Origin of the sequence: Confluentibacter sediminis, assembly GCF_003258355.1 — a bacterium.
Taxonomy (GTDB): Bacteria; Bacteroidota; Bacteroidia; order Flavobacteriales; family Flavobacteriaceae; genus Confluentibacter; species Confluentibacter sediminis.
The window spans coordinates 276,183-294,202 of record NZ_QKPO01000001.1 but is presented as its reverse complement, the minus strand read 5'-3'; the positions used below and the strand labels follow the sequence as shown (position 1 = coordinate 294,202).

General features: G+C 32.5%; 16 protein-coding genes. 8 read left to right on the top strand and 8 right to left on the bottom strand.

What is annotated here, in order from left to right; translation table 11 throughout:
• Together carB and rpmH are read right to left on the bottom strand one after the other, a co-directional pair.
• The gene (carB, locus tag DKT72_RS01415) at positions 1 to 2,853 is read right to left on the bottom strand and encodes a carbamoyl-phosphate synthase large subunit (protein WP_111306928.1); all 2,853 of its coding nucleotides are present in this window, start codon (positions 2,851 to 2,853) and stop codon (positions 1 to 3) included.
• Between the two features lie 112 nt (positions 2,854 to 2,965).
• On the bottom strand, positions 2,966 to 3,127 hold the full coding sequence (gene rpmH / locus DKT72_RS01410) for a 50S ribosomal protein L34 (protein WP_038527912.1): 162 nt from the start codon (positions 3,125 to 3,127) through the stop codon (positions 2,966 to 2,968).
• Between the two features lie 251 nt (positions 3,128 to 3,378).
• Here rpmH and DKT72_RS01405 point away from each other — a divergent pair, with 251 nt between their 5' ends.
• Both DKT72_RS01405 and DKT72_RS01400 read left to right on the top strand, forming a co-directional pair.
• Complete coding sequence (locus DKT72_RS01405; protein WP_111306927.1) at positions 3,379 to 4,278, top strand: DUF6263 family protein; 900 nt, start codon at positions 3,379 to 3,381, stop codon at positions 4,276 to 4,278.
• Positions 4,268 to 4,843, top strand: coding sequence for a tetratricopeptide repeat protein (locus DKT72_RS01400; RefSeq protein ID WP_111306926.1), 576 nt, complete (start codon positions 4,268 to 4,270; stop codon positions 4,841 to 4,843). The genes DKT72_RS01405 and DKT72_RS01400 overlap by 11 nt, the downstream gene beginning before the upstream one ends.
• A 379-nt stretch (positions 4,844 to 5,222) precedes the next feature.
• On the opposite strand, the gene DKT72_RS01395 is transcribed toward DKT72_RS01400, so the two are convergent.
• Both DKT72_RS01395 and DKT72_RS01390 read right to left on the bottom strand, forming a co-directional pair.
• Entirely contained in the window at positions 5,223 to 6,143 is a 921-nt protein-coding gene (locus tag DKT72_RS01395; RefSeq protein ID WP_111306925.1) for a lytic transglycosylase domain-containing protein, read from the bottom strand.
• 35 nt (positions 6,144 to 6,178) lie between these two features.
• A complete protein-coding gene (locus DKT72_RS01390) occupies positions 6,179 to 6,859 on the bottom strand; it encodes an alpha/beta hydrolase family protein (protein WP_111306924.1) in 681 nt (226 codons plus the stop codon).
• Positions 6,860 to 6,974: 115 nt separating this feature from the next.
• On the opposite strand from DKT72_RS01390, the gene DKT72_RS01385 reads away from it, so the two are divergent.
• Positions 6,975 to 7,271 (top strand): N-acetyltransferase, encoded by a 297-nt coding sequence (locus DKT72_RS01385; protein ID WP_111306923.1) that lies wholly within the window; start codon positions 6,975 to 6,977, stop codon positions 7,269 to 7,271.
• Positions 7,272 to 7,332: 61 nt separating this feature from the next.
• Here DKT72_RS01385 and mtaB read toward each other — a convergent pair whose 3' ends face one another.
• Positions 7,333 to 8,658, bottom strand: coding sequence for a tRNA (N(6)-L-threonylcarbamoyladenosine(37)-C(2))-methylthiotransferase MtaB (gene mtaB, locus DKT72_RS01380; protein WP_111306922.1), 1,326 nt, complete (start codon positions 8,656 to 8,658; stop codon positions 7,333 to 7,335).
• Positions 8,659 to 8,760: 102 nt separating this feature from the next.
• On the opposite strand from mtaB, the gene DKT72_RS01375 reads away from it, so the two are divergent.
• A complete protein-coding gene (locus tag DKT72_RS01375; protein WP_111306921.1) occupies positions 8,761 to 10,377 on the top strand; it encodes an ABC transporter substrate-binding protein in 1,617 nt (538 codons plus the stop codon).
• Here the strand turns inward: DKT72_RS01375 and DKT72_RS01370 are convergent.
• The 3 genes from DKT72_RS01370 to DKT72_RS01360 all read right to left on the bottom strand — a co-directional run bounded on the left by DKT72_RS01370 (position 10,374) and on the right by DKT72_RS01360 (position 12,431).
• Positions 10,374 to 10,715, bottom strand: coding sequence for a hypothetical protein (locus DKT72_RS01370; protein WP_111306920.1), 342 nt, complete (start codon positions 10,713 to 10,715; stop codon positions 10,374 to 10,376). The two genes, DKT72_RS01375 and DKT72_RS01370, sit on opposite strands and share 4 nt — an antisense overlap.
• 138 nt (positions 10,716 to 10,853) lie before the next feature.
• Positions 10,854 to 12,029: a GlmU family protein gene (locus DKT72_RS01365; RefSeq protein ID WP_111306919.1), complete on the bottom strand. Its 1,176-nt coding sequence runs from the start codon at positions 12,027 to 12,029 to the stop codon at positions 10,854 to 10,856.
• 150 nt (positions 12,030 to 12,179) lie between these two features.
• Complete coding sequence (locus DKT72_RS01360) at positions 12,180 to 12,431, bottom strand: type B 50S ribosomal protein L31 (RefSeq protein ID WP_111306918.1); 252 nt, start codon at positions 12,429 to 12,431, stop codon at positions 12,180 to 12,182.
• A 159-nt stretch (positions 12,432 to 12,590) separates the two neighbouring features.
• On the opposite strand from DKT72_RS01360, the gene DKT72_RS01355 reads away from it, so the two are divergent.
• The 4 genes from DKT72_RS01355 (at position 12,591) to DKT72_RS01340 (ending at position 17,820) form a co-directional block, all read left to right on the top strand.
• The gene (locus DKT72_RS01355) at positions 12,591 to 13,112 is read left to right on the top strand and encodes a DUF4199 domain-containing protein (protein ID WP_111306917.1); all 522 of its coding nucleotides are present in this window, start codon (positions 12,591 to 12,593) and stop codon (positions 13,110 to 13,112) included.
• Between the two features lie 50 nt (positions 13,113 to 13,162).
• Positions 13,163 to 14,113 (top strand): glycosyltransferase family 2 protein, encoded by a 951-nt coding sequence (locus tag DKT72_RS01350; protein ID WP_111306916.1) that lies wholly within the window; start codon positions 13,163 to 13,165, stop codon positions 14,111 to 14,113.
• 150 nt (positions 14,114 to 14,263) lie between these two features.
• Complete coding sequence (locus DKT72_RS01345) at positions 14,264 to 15,994, top strand: phospho-sugar mutase (RefSeq protein WP_220628059.1); 1,731 nt, start codon at positions 14,264 to 14,266, stop codon at positions 15,992 to 15,994.
• Complete coding sequence (locus DKT72_RS01340; RefSeq protein ID WP_111306915.1) at positions 15,994 to 17,820, top strand: ABC transporter ATP-binding protein; 1,827 nt, start codon at positions 15,994 to 15,996, stop codon at positions 17,818 to 17,820. The genes DKT72_RS01345 and DKT72_RS01340 overlap by 1 nt, the downstream gene beginning before the upstream one ends.
• Positions 17,821 to 18,020 lie beyond the last annotated feature (200 nt).

Sequence of the window (18,020 nt, the reverse complement as noted above, 5' to 3'; positions counted from 1 at the left end):
TTATTTATTAAGATACATTTTTCGTCTGGAATATAGCTCATAAAACTCATCGTCTTTTAAACTATCAATAAACAAAATGCTTTCTCCTGTACTCTTCATTTCTGGGCCTAATTTTTTATTCACATTATGAAACTTATTGAAAGAGAATACGGGTTGCTTAATAGCATATCCTTTTAATTGCGGATTAAAATTAAAATCTTTCACCTTTTTATCCCCTAGCATGACTTTAGTAGCATAATTCACATAAGGCTCTCCGTATGCTTTTGCAATAAAAGGAACGGTACGAGATGCCCTTGGATTGGCTTCAATAATATATACAATATCATCTTTAATGGCAAATTGAATGTTTATTAAACCAACGGTATTCAATGCTAAGGCAATTTTCTTAGTATGATCTTTTATTTGTTGCATTACCAAATCGCCCAAATTGAATGGTGGCAACATGGCATTACTATCACCCGAGTGGATACCGCAAGGTTCGATATGCTCCATGATACCTATAATATACACGTCTTCACCATCACAAATAGCATCCGCTTCCGCTTCTATGGCACCTTCTAAATAATGATCCAATAATAATTGATTCCCTGGCATTTGACTTAACAAGTCAACCACATGTTTTTCAAGATCTTGTTTGTTAATAACAATCTTCATACCTTGTCCACCAAGCACATACGAAGGTCTTACCAAAATTGGGAAATCCAACACATCTGCAATGGCAGAAGCTTCATCAGCGGTTGTTGCAATATCAAACTGAGGATAAGGAATATTATTCTCTTTCAGTAAATTAGAAAAATGCCCTCTATCTTCAGCTAAATCCAATGATTCAAAGCTAGTTCCTATAATTTTAACACCATATTTGGTTAATTTTTCAGCAAGTTTCAAAGCCGTTTGTCCACCTAATTGAACAATAACACCTTCAGGTTTTTCATGCTTAATAATATCGTAAATATGTTCCCAAAAAACGGGTTCAAAATAGAGTTTATGTGCTGTATCAAAATCCGTTGAAACGGTTTCTGGGTTACAGTTAATCATAATGGTTTCATAACCACATTCAGCAGCAGCCAAAACACCATGCACACAGCAATAATCAAACTCGATACCTTGACCGATTCGGTTAGGCCCTGAGCCTAAAACAATCACTTTTTTCTTATCGGAAACAATACTTTCATTATCGGCATAACGCTTTCCATCGGCAGTTTCCATATCACTTTCAAACGTTGAGTAGTAATAAGGTGTTTGCGCTTTAAATTCCGCTGCACAGGTATCAACCAATTTGTAAACTCTATTGATGCCAAATTCTTCACGTTTATTGTAGACCTGACTTTCTAAACAGCCCAACATGTGTGCTATTTGTCTATCACCATAGCCTTTTTGTTTGGCTTCAAGCAATAAGTCCTTTTGAATGGTATCAATTTTAAATGTAGAAATCTCTTTTTGCAGTAAAAACAATTCTTCATATTGCTTTAAAAACCACATATCTATTTTTGTGATTTCGTGAATTCTACTCAACGGAATTCCCATAGCAATCGCATCATAAATAATAAATACTCTATCCCATGATGCGTAAGTTAATTTTTCTATAATTTGATTGTAATCTTTATTTTCTTTACCGTCAGCTCCTAGCCCATTTCGTTTAATTTCAAGAGATTGCGTGGCTTTATGAAGAGCTTCTTGAAACGAACGACCAATCCCCATAACCTCACCAACAGATTTCATTTGAAGTCCTAACGTTCTATCGGATCCTTCAAATTTATCGAAATTCCAACGTGGTATTTTTACAATTACATAATCTAAAGTAGGCTCAAATAATGCTGAAGTCGATTTTGTAATTTGATTTTGTAATTCATCTAAATGATAACCAATCGCCAACTTAGCAGCAATTTTCGCAATGGGATACCCCGTTGCTTTACTTGCCAATGCCGACGAACGTGATACACGTGGATTAATTTCAATCGCTATAATATCTTCATGTTCATCTGGACTTACAGCAAACTGTACATTACAACCACCTGCAAAATCACCAATACTACGCATCATATGGATGGCCATATCACGCATTTTTTGGTAGGTTCTATCACTCAAAGTCATCGCAGGGGCAACCGTTATAGAATCACCAGTATGAATTCCCATAGGATCCATATTCTCAATAGAACAGATGATGACCACATTATCATTTGCATCTCTAAGCAGCTCTAACTCATACTCTTTCCAACCGATCAATGCTTTATCAATCATCACCTCATGGATGGGAGAAATCTCTAGTCCACGGGTTAATAATTCATCAAATTCCTCCTCTTTATGTACAAAAGACGCACCTGCACCACCCAATGTAAAAGAAGCTCTAATTACCAGTGGAAATCCGAATTCCTGAGCAATTTCTTTACCTTTTAAATAAGAGGTTGCAGTCGCTTGTGGCGCCATGGGAATGCCTATTTTAAGCATCAATTCTCTAAATTGCTCTCTATCTTCCGTAATATTAATAGCGGCAATATCTACACCTATAATTTCTACATTAAAATCTTTCCAAATCCCTTTTTCATCTGCTTCAATACATAAATTCAATGCTGTTTGTCCTCCCATAGTTGGCAAAACGGCATCAATTTGTGGATGCTCTTTTAAAATTTTAATGATTGATTTGGTTGTTAATGGAAGCAAGTACACATGATCGGCCATAGAAGGGTCGGTCATAATGGTTGCTGGATTGGAATTTATAAGAATGGTTTCAATTCCATCTTCTCTAAGCGATCTTAAAGCTTGAGTTCCTGAATAATCAAATTCGCATGCTTGTCCAATAACAATAGGTCCTGAACCAATAATTAAAATAGATTTTAGTTGTGAATTTTTTGGCATTTTTACTGTTTATATATTGTATTATAACTGATTACAAAAATACAGATAAGAAGATATAAAAAAAGGCGTTACACTTAAGTAACACCTTTAATTTATAAACAATTGTTAATCATTATTTTTTATGTCTTGATTCAGATGACACAGACAATTTCTTTCTTCCCTTAGCTCTTCTACGAGCAAGCACTTTTCTTCCATTAGCAGATGCCATTCTTTCTCTAAAACCATGTTTGTTTCTTCTCTTTCTTTTTGATGGCTGAAATGTTCTTTTACTCATTGTCTTATATCTTTAAAATCTGTATTGTATTTATCTATTTGGTGTTTCTCCAAAACTGGGGGCAAATATACAAAGAGTTTTTACTTTGACAAACCTTATTTTAAAAATATTTTTTAATTGATAAAAATTTAAAATTCCAAGATCAAATAGCTGTATTTATTTATATTATTAACATCATTTTTGTTAAAAGCCTATATAGTTCTTTCGATAAAAATTTAGTTTCTTTGTACTCCGAAAGTAAAATCAAGCCAATGTCTGTTTTTTTTAAGGGAATATTGCTATTTACAGCCCTATTTTCTAATAGTATGTATGCTCAAAACACCTTACAATATAATTTAAAGGTTGGGGATACCCTAAGTGTGTTTCAAAAAGCAACACAAGATATTATTCAAGACATTGATGGTAACAAACATGAGCTGAAAAATATTTTAGAAGCTGAATTTACTTTTATTGTATCTCAAAAAACAGATAGCACCTACATTATCAGTTTTAATTTTGAAAGATTTAAAATGACAACAACTTCAAACCTATACGGAGAAGTTATTAATGTTGACACCAAAAACAGTATTTCTAAAGATGATGTGCAAGCAAAGGTTTTTTTAGGAATGATTGGAGCCAAATTAAAAATGGATTTGCTTAAAAATGGCAAAATAAAATCCATTTCAGGCACAGAAAAAATGATTACCAAAATGATTGGCAATGCTGGAATTTCCGATGAATTAACGAAGCAAGTCATGATTGAGAGTATGAGAAAGGAATTTGGAAATGAAAGTCTTGCCAGAAGTTTTGAGCAAATGACGTTTATTTATCCAAATAAAAAAGTTAACATTGGGGACACATGGGTAAATAATTATAAAGGCGACTTGATAGCAAAAAATACTTGGAAACTTGAAACCATTACTGAAAAAGCTATAGAATTGAGTGCCGATAGTAATATTACCATGCAAACCAGAGAAGAAGGATCTTCTATGACATTAACTGGCAAACAACAAACAACCCTAACAGCAAATAAAGCTACTGGTTTTATTAAAGATATGGTTGTCAAGCAATCTGCAAAAGGAGTATCTGTAATGACACAAATGAAAGATTTAGAGATACCAACTACGATAACATCTACTACAACATATAAAACCATTAAACATGTACAATAAAATAATAAAACTCATCATTGCTGCTGGTATTATTGCCTATGCAATATATCAATTCACTGAAAATAATATTGGTAATGGTATCATGCTTATATTACTATCATTAATCTTCGTGTTTTTATATTTTAAAAATGAATTTATTCTTTTAGCGTTTTTAAGATTACGTAAACAAGATTTTCCTGGCGCAAAAAAATGGTTGGATAAAATTAAAAATCCAGAATCCGCTCTTGTAAAAAAACAACAAGGCTATTATAATTATTTGCATGGTATCATGGTATCTCAAACCAACATGAACGAAGCTGAAAAATACTTTAAAAAATCTGTGGAATTAGGGTTATCTATGGATCATGATTTAGCCATGGCAAAACTAAATTTATCTGGTATTGCATTTTCTAAACGCAGAAAACAAGAAGCTCAAAAATTACTTTCAGAAGCTCAAAAGCTTGATAAACAAGGCATGTTAACAGACCAAATTAAAATGATGAAAGAAAACATGAAACGTGCCCAAATGCCAAACCAACATTTTGGAACTGGAGGTTCTTTACGAGCGCAGAAAAAGAGAGGGTAAGCATTTCAATTTGATGATGTGTAATACTATTAATTATACACTCTAAGAGAATCTGAAAATTGAAAACACTCCCCTAAAAGTCTTGTATAATTTTCAGCTTTTAATTAGGTAGAAGTCTTTTTATAATATTCATTCATAAAAAAGAGTTAAATCAATTTCTTTTGAAATTTCACGATTTTCATATTCCTCCCCTATATATCTTATGAAATTATTTTCTAAATGATGAAAATAGGTTTTTTCAAAGAATACATTTTATTTGATTCTTTTTTATACTCATATGCATGGTAGTCAATTTAATTATATTATTACTTTGGAATTTCAATAACATATTTTGTGTTTACTAACATGATAGAAATATCAAGCTAAATGATTCTAGTTATTAATTATAATACCCTTTCTCAGGAATTTCAATAGTATACGTTTTTCCTGTTTTATTATAAAGCATACGGTCTCTTAACCAAGGATTATGAAGTTTTAAAATTTTATAATTAATACCATATTGTTCAGCAAATTTGGTAAAATCTGTCACAGGCTTATCCACTTTAACCTCATAAGTTGGAATATGGGTATATAAATCTTTCTCTCTAAAATTGAAACCATATTTTTGTGGATTATTTAAAATCTCCTTTAATGCCACAATTCGGAATACATAACGTCCTGTTTCTTCACCTAAAAGCAAATCGTAATAATCAGAAACATTTTGTTCTTTTAATCGTCTAGAAATCCCTGAATTACCAGCATTATAGGCCGCCGCCGCCAATGTCCAAGATCCTAATTCATCTTTAGACTTTTTTAGATATTTACAAGCTACTTCTGTAGCTTTTTCAAGATTGTAACGTTCATCAACATTATCATTTACCTCTAGACCGTTCTCTCTACCAGTAGCAGGCATAATTTGCCAAACACCCGTAGCTCCAGCTGGAGACACGACATTGGTCAATCCACTTTCAATAACAGCCAAATATTTAAAATCTTCTGGAATCCCATTCTTTTTTAAAATAGGTTCAATAATTGGGAAATATTTTTTAGCACGTTTAAACATTAACAATCCATTAGATTGCCAATAGGTATTCACCAACAATTCTTTATCCATACGCTCATAAATATCGGGATCTTTAAGAGGCATAGGCTCATCCGCAAAATTTAAATCTTCTGGTATTTGAAGGGCATAAACGTTATAATCATTAATGAGCTTTTTCTCGAAATTCTCATCTGTTGGTGCATCTTGCAGGGCGTATATAAACAAAGCTGACAAACTTAATAATCCCACTAAAGCCAACGTTCTTTCTATAATTTTCATAGCTAATAAGTTTTGTTTAAAGATAAAAAAAATAATTATAAGTAGTGATTCTCGTTTCCTAAAATTATGGAAGGCAAATGCTCATTGAACCATTTGTATTTATTAATAATCATAATATGGGAACCGTTTTTTATAGTGATACAATTTTTTATATTTTTTATAGGAAATACCGCATCATTATCTCCGTGTATGTGAATCAATTCTGGGTTTGGAATGTCTTGATTCCAACAAATCATCTGTTTTATAGCCCAACTTAAATAATGGCTATCATTCACAGATAAATACTTTTTATATAAATCCAATCGCTTTGCAACATTACTTCCAAAAGCATATTTTGCTAACAAATCTATATTACTGACTAATTGCGTTGGTAATAACTTATAAGCTTTAGTAACTTTTGCAAGTTGCATACGCTTCGGTAATTCATGTAATGACTTAACGCTAGAAATAATAATTAATTTTCGAACCCTTATATGTTTACTCATTTCTTGAACGATAACACCCCCAAAAGAGACACCAATTAAAACAATATTGTCATGGTTTATTTTGTTTGTTAAACGTAAAGAATAATCTTCAACACTCTCATTTTCAATTGGTATCAACCATTCTAAATAATGAATTTCAAATTGATTTTCCGGTAATTTTATGTGTTCAAAAATTTTAGAACTGGCAGCCATACCTGGCATTAAATAAACATGTATTATATGTTGATTCATAAGGTTTTAACAGACATCAGCCTTTTTATTAAGGATTTTTTTTCGTATATTTGTCTAACAAAGCTACAAAATAGTCTTCCATTATTTAGATTCCAATTAATTAAAAACATATACCATGATTGATGTTGCTGAACTAATAGACAATGATTTCTTACGCCAGTTTGAAATTAAAATTGATGACCATCTAGCTAAAATTGAGTATTCTCTACAAGACCGAAAGATTTTTTTAACAAAACTTATTATTCCTGACGCTATTAAAGACGATGACTTTAAAAAAGATTTTTTATGTGCTGTTTTTGAGCTAATTGAAGAACGTAACTTGAGTGTTGTACCAACCAGTCCTGAAATTGCTAAGTTTGTTAGAAGCAACAGAAAGTATAAACGGATGCTTCCTGTTGGGGTTATTATTTAGAATATCTCGAAAAACAACAAAACAAAAAATCCAAAGTTATGTAGCTTTGGATTTTTTGTTTTTATAATACCAGTTCTTTTACAAAATCGAACCTTACTAACCCATCATCATCAATTTTAGTGAGCTCTACTTGATGCAATGTATTTACTAATTCTGGATTCCAAGGCGCTTTTACCTTTACATAGTTCTCCGTAAAACCATAGATATACCCTTCTTTATTTTCGCCTTCAAACAACACGGTTCTTTTACTACCTAACTGACTTTCATAATAAGCACGACGCTTTTTAACAGAAAGTCCCCGTAGCATTTTACTTCGCTTATTTCTCACATTCATCGGCACCACACCATCCATATGGGCCGCTTCCGTGTTATCGCGCTCAGAATATGTAAATACGTGTAAATAAGAGATGTCCAAATCGGCTAAAAAATTATACGATTCTAAAAAATGGGCATCAGTTTCTCCAGGAAAACCAACAATAACATCTACCCCAATACAAGCATGAGGCATCACCTCTTTTATTTTAGACACTCTATCTACATACAATTCACGCATGTAACGACGCTTCATTTTCTTAAGAATCTCGTTACTGCCAGATTGCAAAGGAATATGAAAATGCGGAACAAACGCTCTAGATTTTGATACCAAATCAATCGTTTCATTTTTTAGTAAATTTGGCTCTATGGATGAAATTCGCAAACGTTCAATACCTTCTACTTTATCTAATTCCGTAACTAAATCTAAAAACGTATGTTCGTGTTTTTTGTTCCCGAATTCTCCCTTTCCATAATCACCAATATTAACACCTGTTAAAACGATTTCTTTAATGTTTTGGGATGAAATTTCTTTAGCATTCTTAAGCACATTGTTCATCGTATCACTTCTAGAAATTCCACGAGCCAACGGAATGGTACAATACGTACATTTATAGTCACAACCATCTTGAACCTTTAAAAAAGCACGCGTTCGATCCCCTATGGAATAACTCCCAACATAAAAATCGGCATCTTCAATTTCGCATGAATGCACTTTACCAAAGTCGTTTTTGGACAAATCGTTGATATAATCGGTGATTTTAAATTTTTCCGTCGCTCCCAATACCAAATCTACACCATTCACATCGGCAAGTTCTTGCGGTTTTAATTGGGCATAACAACCAACTGCTGCTACAAACGCATTCGGATTTGTTTTTTGCGCTTGTTTTACAATGGTTTTAAAACGTTTGTCGGCATTTTCAGTGACAGAACAGGTATTGATTACATAAATATCGGCATGCTCAGAAAAGTCCACACGGTCAAAACCCTCATCTGTAAAACTTCTAGCAATCGTAGAAGTCTCAGAAAAGTTAAGTTTACAACCTAATGTATAAAATGCGACTTTTTTTCTCATTAATTCTATTGTCATTTCCACTTGGGTGGAAATCTCATTATATTTACGTTCTTTCTTTAAAAGATTGCAAATTTACAACTTATTAGTGATATGATAAAACAGATGTCGTTGCATAAAAAACAATTATTTACCTATCTCTTTATAATTTGTATTCTTCTATTAATATTTTCCTGCGGAAGCAAAACAAATTCCAATACAGATCACTTGGTTTTTCGCTATAACGAACATAAAAATATTGGTTCTTTAGATCCCGCTTTTTCAAAAGACATATCCGATATCTGGGCCACCAATCAATTATTTAACGGATTGGTACAAATGGATAATGATTTAAATATCCAGCCTTGTATCGCTAAAAGTTGGACTGTTTCTGAAGATGCCCTAACCTATACCTTTTTATTACGCAACGACGTATTTTTCCATAAGCATCCACTTTTCGGAAAAGATTCCACAAGAACCGTAAACGCTAACGACTTTGAGTATAGTTTAAACAGATTAATCGATAAAAAAGTAGCCTCTCCAGGAAGTTGGGTTTTAAATACCGTTGAAAATTTTAAAGCCATTAATGATAGCATTTTTCAAATAAAATTAAAATCTCCTTTTCCCGCTTTTTTAGGCTTATTAACCATGAAATATTGTTCGGTGGTCCCTAAAGACATCGTGGATTATTACGGTAGCGATTTTAGGTCGCATCCCATCGGCACGGGTCCTTTTAAATTTAAAAGGTGGGAAGAAAACCTGAAGTTGGTCTTTAGAAAAAATGAAAATTATTTTGAAAAAGATAGTTTAGACCATGCCTTACCTTATTTAGAAGCTATTGCCATTACTTTTTTACCCGATAAACAAAGTGAGTTTTTACAATTTACACAAGGAAATATAGATTTTATAATTGGATTGGATGCTTCTTATAAAGATGAAATTTTAACTGCTAATGGCGCGCTTAGAAGTGACTATGCTGGTGAGGTTGATATGGTTCGCGGTCCTTATCTAAACACCGAATATTTAGCATTCTATATGGATTCTGAAGTTACTGAAATAAAATCGGAACTCCTTAGAAAAGCCATTAATTATGGTTTTGACCGAAAAAAAATGATGATGTATTTACGCAATGGCATTGGCATTCCTGCTGAAGGTGGCTTCATCCCCAAAGGATTGCCGAGTTACAATAACTCGATAGGTTTTTCTTATAAACCAGATTTAGCAAGGCAATTAGTAGAACAATTTAAAATTGAAACAGGCATTAAAAACCCAGCAATTTCAATTACGACAACTGGCAATTACTTAAGTTTTTCCGAATATATACAACGAGAACTTCAAAAAATAGGATTGACGGTTAATATTGATGTGATCCCTGGTGCAGCTTTAAAAGATGCCAAAGCGAATGGAAAACTAGATATGTTTAGAGCCAGTTGGGTTGCCGATTACCCAGATGCTGAGAATTATTTGTCATTGTATTACAGTAAAAATTTTGCACCAAACGGACCAAATTACACACATTTTAAAAGCGAATTATTTGACTCCTGGTATGAGGATGCATTTATGGAAACCAATGTTAAAAAAAGGACTTTACTTTACACTAAAATGGATTCTTTAATGATACAGCAAGCTCCTATAGTGCCTCTTTTTTATGATGAAATAGTGCGGTTTACAAGAAAAAATGTAAAAGGCTTAGAGGTTAGCCCCGTGTATGTTTTGGAATTGAAACATGTAAAAAAAGACTAATCTTTATCTTCTATATGTTTTCCTATATCTTGAATTTCATCTTTAACATACATCACTGATTTTTTCCATTTCCTTTCTAATAAATAATGAAATAATACACAAGTAACAATTCCAAAAGGCATCATGAATAATCCTAAAATTGTATTGGAGTAACTTTCAAAATCAGAATCCATGAAAAACTCAATGATTAATCCAATGATAATACCTCCCAAAATAATTGCACCTAAATAATACGTCAACACACCTAAAATAGCATAAACCCATTTTTTCTGATTAAATTTTTCTGCCAATTTATAAAATTGTTTTCCTATGTAGTATACTACTAAAATACTCAACATAATTACATGTCTATAACTTAATTTAAAACAATAAACATTATCCTTTATTTACCAGCTTAGGCTTCTGTTTATTTAAATCACTACTAGTTAATAAAGGATTAAAAAATAGGGATTCGAACCAAATCCATGAAAAGTTATTTATTCACGTCTATATTTCTTGGTTTCTTCGAAGATATACTCTAAAATCGCTTTATCCTGTTCTGTAAATGCAATCTGGCGTCTGTCCATAACTTTTTCAGCAACTTCAAATGCTTTTTTGGTTACGTAGGTTGTATAACCACTGCTACCACCCCAACTAAAACTTGGTACAAAATTTCTTGGAAATCCACTTCCAAAAATATTGGCACTTACACCAACAACCGTTCCGGTATTGAACATCGTATTAATGCCACATTTGCTATGATCACCCATCATAAGTCCACAAAACTGCAATCCCGTTTTCGAGAAACTTTCGCTTTCATAATCCCAGAGTCGAACTTCCTCATAATTATTTTTTAAATTGGAGGTATTGGTATCTGCTCCCAAATTACACCATTCACCAAGTACCGAATTTCCTAAAAAACCATCATGCCCTTTATTAGAATACGCAAATAATACGGAATTATTCACCTCTCCCCCTATTTTACTGTAGGGTCCAATAGTAGTTGGCCCATAAATTTTAGCACCAAGTTTCACTAGGGATCCTTCACACAAAGCAAAAGGCCCACGAATCAAGGAGCCTTCCATAATTTCGGTATCTTTCCCAATATAAATAGGCCCTTTGCTAGCATTAAGTGATACAAATTCTAATTTAGCACCTTCTTCTATAAAAATATTTTCCGGAGCTATAACATTATTACTTGAAGGTATGTGTTGTGACTTTCTACCTTCTGTCAATAAATTGAAATCTTCTTGAATGGCATCCCCATTTTTAGAAAAGACATCCCATGTATGTTCTATTTTTAGAATATCATCATGATATTCTAAAGCTTCATAGGTTTCAAAATCCACATCATCCTGAGTATCTCTTGTAAAAAAAGCAATCACATCTTCACCTTTAAAAATAGCCTGATTTTCTTTTAAATTTTTGACCATTTCAACCAATTCTAGATTAGGAAGATAGGACGCATTAATCATAATATTTTCGTCCATCTCAACCATGGGATATTTATCGGATAAATAATCTTCAGTAATTGTGGTGGTGGTAGAATCTAAAAAAGTTTCCCATTTTTCTCTTATAGTTAAGATACCTATTCTTATATCGGCAACAGGTCTAGTAAATGTAAATGGCAATAAATTATTACGTGAAGGGCCGTCAAAGAGAATATAGTTCATGAGTAAGTTAAGAGTTGAAAGTTAAAAGTTAAAAGTGATTCACTCAAAACTTAAACTTAATGGTTAACTATTCAAAAGTAGGTTAATTGCTTAAAATAAAAAAGCCTTTCATTTCTGAAAGGCTTAATATTTTTATAAAAAGAAACTAAATTATTTATTAAATTTAGAATATTTGTTTTTAAATTTATCAATACGACCAGCAGTATCTACTAACTTAGATTTACCAGTGTAGAAAGGATGAGATGTTCTAGAAATCTCCATTTTAATAACTGGATATTCAACACCATCAACTTCAATTGTTTCATTTGTTGCAGCAGTAGATTTTGTTAAAAACACATCATCATTAGACATGTCCTTGAATGCTACTATTCTATAATTCTCTGGGTGTATACCTTTTCTCATCGCTAAATGCTTTTATTCTTTTCAATTTTGGAAGTGCAAATTTAGGTAATTTTTAGTAATTCGCAATACTTTTTAAAAAAATTTATTACCTAACCTTATGTAACGTTTTATTATATTTGAATACTAACTCAGTATCTAACTTAAATCATTAAATAAATTATGGAATCTGAAATTAAATCTCCTGGCAAATTTGCTGTAAATTACGGAATTATTTTAGGACTTATTCTGGTTGTGATTTACGCTGTAATGTATGCAACAAACATGCTTATAGAAGGCAAACAATGGCCAATGGTTCTCTTTTACGTCATATTTCCAACGTTCTTGATTTATACCATAAGTCAATTCAAGAAAACCAACAACAACCTGTTAACATTATCAGACGCTTTAAAAGTTGGCGTTGCTGCTGCAGTGATAAGTGCCTTGGTTTATGCTGTTTTTTCACTTGTTTTATTTTACGTCATTGACACGGAATTAATGAGTAAAATGATGGAGGCTGCAAGAGAAAAACTTTATGAAAATCCGAAAATGACCAGTGAAATGGTTGAAAAAAACATGGAAATGGCCGAAAAATTTTCTAGTCCTTTACTAGGAGCCGCTGTATGGATTGCCCTTAGTGCGTTGTTTGGATTGATATACTCTCTCATTGCAGGATTAGTCATGAAAAAAGAATCACAAGAATAGCATAGATAATTTCCGTATTTTTGAAACATTAAATTATTGAAGATTTCAAAATGGATATATCTGTAGTTATTCCACTACTTAATGAACAAGATTCTTTAAACGAATTACATGATTGGATTGCAAAAGTGATGCAATCCAATCATTTTTCATACGAAATTATATTTATAGACGACGGTAGCACAGATGATTCTTGGCAAGCAATCAGCCAATTATCAAATGATAACCCTCAAGTAAAAGGCATTCGTTTTTTAAAAAATTTTGGTAAATCCCAAGCACTCCATGCTGGTTTCGAAATAGCCCAAGGCAATGTTATCATTACTATGGATGCTGATTTACAAGACAACCCAGACGAAATCCCTGAACTTTATAGCATGATTATGTCCGATGGTTTCGACTTGGTTTCTGGTTGGAAAAAGAAACGTTACGATTCTATCATTTCAAAAAACTTACCTTCTAAATTATTTAATTGGGCAGCAAGACGAACTTCTGGCGTTAAACTAAACGATTTTAATTGTGGTTTAAAAGCCTATAAAAACGATGTTGTAAAAAATATTGATGTGAATGGTGAAATGCATCGTTACATCCCTGTGCTTGCAAAAAATGCTGGATTCATTAAGATTACTGAAAAAGTAGTTCAACACCAAGCTAGAAAATATGGCGAAACTAAATTTGGCATGGATCGCTTTGTTCATGGTTTTTTAGATTTAATCACCATTTGGTTTTTATCTAGATTTGGCAGACGTCCCATGCATTTATTTGGAGCTCTAGGAGCCATTATGCTTATTATTGGCTTTGGCTTTTCACTATATCTTGGTATTGATAAAATATTTTTAAATCCAGCTGGAAGGTTAATAACCCAAAGACCCCAATTTTATATTGCACTCTCAACCATGATTATTGGCACCCAATTTTTTGTTGCTGGTTTTTTAGGGGAAATCATTCTTCGTACCAAACCAGACAAAAAACGTTATTCTGTTAAAGAGTACCTCAATTTGAATTAAAAAAGCTGCATTATTTATTGTATTTACAACTTAAAAGTCAATCATAGATCCTAAATATGCTTTATAAAAATCTAAAACTAACCTCATAATTCTATATTTTTGCAATGTTAAAAATTGCTATAATCATTAATAATATTAAAACAGCACAATATGATTTACATAGAACCCAAAATACTAGATAGGATAAACACATGGTTAACCCCCTCTTTTGATAAGGAGACTCAGGATTTTATTAAGAATAGTATTGCCAATAATCCAAAAGATATCCAAGAAAGTTTTTATAAGGATTTAGAATTTGGAACTGGTGGTATGCGTGGTGTTATGGGCATTGGAACCAACCGAATTAATAAATATACCCTTGGAAAAAGCACACAAGGTTTAAGTGATTATTTGCACAAATGCTTTCCTAATGAAACACCTAAAGCCGTTATTGCTTTTGATTGCAGACATAATAGTAAAACATTGGCAAAAGTTGTTGCTGACGTGTTTTCAGCAAACGGCATTGAAGTCTATTTGTTTGAAGATTTACGTCCAACTCCAGAATTATCGTTCGCTGTTAAGCACTTAAATTGCCATTGTGGCATTGTACTTACAGCCTCTCATAATCCCCCAGAATATAATGGCTATAAAGTATATTGGCAAGATGGTGGCCAATTGGTACCCCCACACGATAAAGCATTAATAAATATTATAAACGATGTAGATTATGCTAATATAAAATTTGAACCAAACACGAGTTTAATCCATTACATAGGCAAAGATGTCGATAATATATTTATTGATGCTTCCGTAAAAAATGGCTGTGTAGGTGCCTCTCAAGAAGCTAAGGACAATTTAAAAATTGTTTTTACTTCACTTCATGGAACATCCATAACCGCGGTACCAGAAACTTTAAAACGAGCAGGTTATAAAAATGTGCATATTGTAAAAGAACAAGAAGTCCCTGATGGAGATTTTCCAACAGTAGCTTCTCCAAACCCTGAAGAACCTGCAGCGTTAAAAATGGCGTTGGAATTAGCAGATAAAGTAGGTGCAGATATTGTGATTGGCACCGACCCTGATTGTGATAGATTAGGTGTTGCTGTTAGAAATTCGGAAAACAAATTACAATTGCTTAACGGAAATCAAACCATGTTAATGATGACCGATTTTTTATTAAAGCAATGGAAAGAAGATGGCAAAATTAAAGGTAAAGAATTTATTGCATCCACTATTGTTTCTACACCCATGCTAAACAATCTGGCTGACGCTTATGGCGTAGAAAGTAAAATTGTACTGACTGGTTTTAAATGGATTGCTAAATTAATCCATGATTTCCCTCAACTTGATTTTATTGGTGGTGGCGAAGAAAGTTTTGGTTATATGGTAGGCGATTTTGTTCGCGATAAAGATGCGGTAACCTCTACACTTTTGGCTTGCGAAATAGCAGCGATATCAAAAGCAAATGGTAGCTCGTTTTACAACGAACTAATTAAACTTTACGTAGAGCATGGATGCTTTAAAGAAAAGTTAGTATCGTTAACTAAAAAAGGAATTGAAGGCGCTCAAGAAATTACACAGATGATGATTGACGCTCGTGAAAATCCTTTCACTACCATTAATGGTTCTAAAGTGGTTAAAATTGATGATTATGAATCAGCAGCATCAAAAAACATGGTAACAGGTATAGAGTCCGTTCTTGACATACCAAAATCAAACGTTTTAATTTATCATACCGAAGATGGCAGTCAAATAGCTTTAAGACCAAGTGGTACCGAGCCAAAAATCAAATTTTATATAAGCGTTAATACTACATTGGAATCAACATCTAAATTCAAAGAAACTGAAGCACTACTTGACGCAAAAGTTGATGCTATTTTAAAAGACATGAATCTTAGTTAATGAAGCAATTTTATAATATCTTAAAGTATGCTAAACCATACAAACAATTTGCTTTAGGACATATCATATCTAATATTCTATATGCTTTATTTGGTGCGCTTTCTTTTGTTGCATTAATACCAATGCTGGATATTTTATTTGAACAAAAAGAAAAAACTAGAGAAATTGTAAAACCTATTTACAAAGGTTTATCAAGTTTAAAAGACTTTTATAAAGATTATCTCGCTTACCAAGTAAATTTATATGCAAAAGATGATTCGCAAAAGGCATTACTATTAGTAATAAGCTTAATAATAGTTCTTTTTCTTTTAAAAAATATTTTTGGCTATTTGGCTAATTACTTTATGGTTTTCTTAAGAAATGGAGTTGTCAGGGACTTAAGAAATGCTGTTTATAAAAAGACGGTGGAATTACCTCTTTCCTATTTTTCTGAACAAAAAAAAGGAGATATCATGTCGCGGGTAACAAATGACGTAGCAACCCTTCAATATTCCATGTTACCTGTTTTAGAGCTTATTGCAAGGGAACCATTAACCATTATTTTCACTATAATAATGATGCTGATAATTAGCCCTCAGCTTACATTGTTTGTATTTATATTTATTCCATTATCAGGATTCGTAATTTCCAGAATAGGCAAAAGTTTAAAACGAAAATCAGATCGTGTTCAGATAGAACAAGGCACTATTTTATCTATATTAGAAGAAACTTTAACAGGACTACGCATTATTAAAGGCTTTAATGCCGAAGAAAAATTTGATACAAAATTTCAAGAATCTTCAGCACGATCTTATCACTTTTCAAATAAATTGTTCAACCGTCAAAACTTAGCGACTCCTGCGAGTGAGTTTCTAGGAATTTTAGTAATATCTATTTTATTATGGTATGGAGGACGATTAGTATTTAACGACATGCTTGATGGCAGTTCTTTTATCGCTTACATGGGTTTGGCCTATAACATTATGGTTCCTGCAAAAGCCATTTCTAGAGGGCTTTATAACATCAAACAAGGTGATGCAGCTGCCGAACGTATTCAAGAAATCATTGATACACCTAACCCTTTAAAAGACAAAATAAATGCGATTGAAAAAACAGGATTCGATTCAGAAATCACATTTGAAAATATTTCTTTTAAATACCAAGACGAATACGTTTTAAAGAATTTTTCATTAACCATTCCTAAAGGAAAAACGGTGGCATTGGTTGGACAATCTGGCAGTGGAAAATCGACCATAGCCAATCTTATTACCCGTTTTTATGATGTTAATGAAGGGCGAATTTTAATTGATGGTATTGATATTAGAGATTTAACTACCGTTTCTTTAAGAAAACAATTAGGCATTGTAACTCAAGACGCGATTCTTTTCAATGAAAGTATCAAAAACAATTTGAAAATCGGGAATGATCTTGCAACAGATGAAGATGTTATCGAAGCTTTAAAAATAGCAAACGCATGGGAATTTGTAAAAGACTTGCCTCATGGTATAGAAACTAATATTGGTGATTCTGGAAATAAATTATCAGGAGGTCAAAAACAACGTCTTAGCATTGCCAGAGCTGTACTTAAAAGCCCGCCTATCATGGTTTTAGATGAAGCCACCTCTGCACTAGATACCGAAAGCGAACGTTTGGTACAAGTTGCTTTAGAAAATATGATGAAAAACAGAACATCTATCGTCATTGCACATAGATTATCAACCATACAAAATGCCGATGAAATTATTGTATTAAATAAAGGTGAAATTGTAGAGAAAGGGAAACACAGCCAACTAATAACAAAAAATGGTGTTTATAAAAAACTTGTTGATATGCAAAGTTTTGAATAAAAACCCTCGTCTTTAAAAAATAAAAAAGGATAGAGATTTGGGGGTCTATCCTTTTTTTTCGTTCATTGTTAGACTTGGGGAAGACTAACAACATAAGTAGGTTGCTGAAGCAAATTTAAAACAAAAACAAATATTGTACAAGAAAAAATACATTTAATCGTATTAATAATGCACTTCGTCGATTATTTTAATACAAATAA

Coding starts and splice junctions, on each gene's coding strand:
- DKT72_RS01385 (WP_111306923.1), top strand. CDS start 6,975: ATGATTGATGTTGCTGAACTAATAGACAATGATTTCTTACGCCAGTTT.
- DKT72_RS01360 (WP_111306918.1), bottom strand. CDS start 12,431: ATGAGAAAAGGTATACACCCAGAGAATTATAGAATAGTAGCATTCAAG.
- DKT72_RS01390 (WP_111306924.1), bottom strand. CDS start 6,859: ATGAATCAACATATAATACATGTTTATTTAATGCCAGGTATGGCTGCC.
- DKT72_RS01365 (WP_111306919.1), bottom strand. CDS start 12,029: ATGAACTATATTCTCTTTGACGGCCCTTCACGTAATAATTTATTGCCA.
- rpmH (WP_038527912.1), bottom strand. CDS start 3,127: ATGAGTAAAAGAACATTTCAGCCATCAAAAAGAAAGAGAAGAAACAAA.
- DKT72_RS01395 (WP_111306925.1), bottom strand. CDS start 6,143: ATGAAAATTATAGAAAGAACGTTGGCTTTAGTGGGATTATTAAGTTTG.
- DKT72_RS01400 (WP_111306926.1), top strand. CDS start 4,268: ATGTACAATAAAATAATAAAACTCATCATTGCTGCTGGTATTATTGCC.
- mtaB (WP_111306922.1), bottom strand. CDS start 8,658: ATGAGAAAAAAAGTCGCATTTTATACATTAGGTTGTAAACTTAACTTT.
- DKT72_RS01355 (WP_111306917.1), top strand. CDS start 12,591: ATGGAATCTGAAATTAAATCTCCTGGCAAATTTGCTGTAAATTACGGA.
- DKT72_RS01405 (WP_111306927.1), top strand. CDS start 3,379: ATGTCTGTTTTTTTTAAGGGAATATTGCTATTTACAGCCCTATTTTCT.
- DKT72_RS01350 (WP_111306916.1), top strand. CDS start 13,163: ATGGATATATCTGTAGTTATTCCACTACTTAATGAACAAGATTCTTTA.
- DKT72_RS01375 (WP_111306921.1), top strand. CDS start 8,761: ATGTCGTTGCATAAAAAACAATTATTTACCTATCTCTTTATAATTTGT.
- DKT72_RS01345 (WP_220628059.1), top strand. CDS start 14,264: ATGATTTACATAGAACCCAAAATACTAGATAGGATAAACACATGGTTA.
- carB (WP_111306928.1), bottom strand. CDS start 2,853: ATGCCAAAAAATTCACAACTAAAATCTATTTTAATTATTGGTTCAGGA.
- DKT72_RS01340 (WP_111306915.1), top strand. CDS start 15,994: ATGAAGCAATTTTATAATATCTTAAAGTATGCTAAACCATACAAACAA.
- DKT72_RS01370 (WP_111306920.1), bottom strand. CDS start 10,715: ATGTTGAGTATTTTAGTAGTATACTACATAGGAAAACAATTTTATAAA.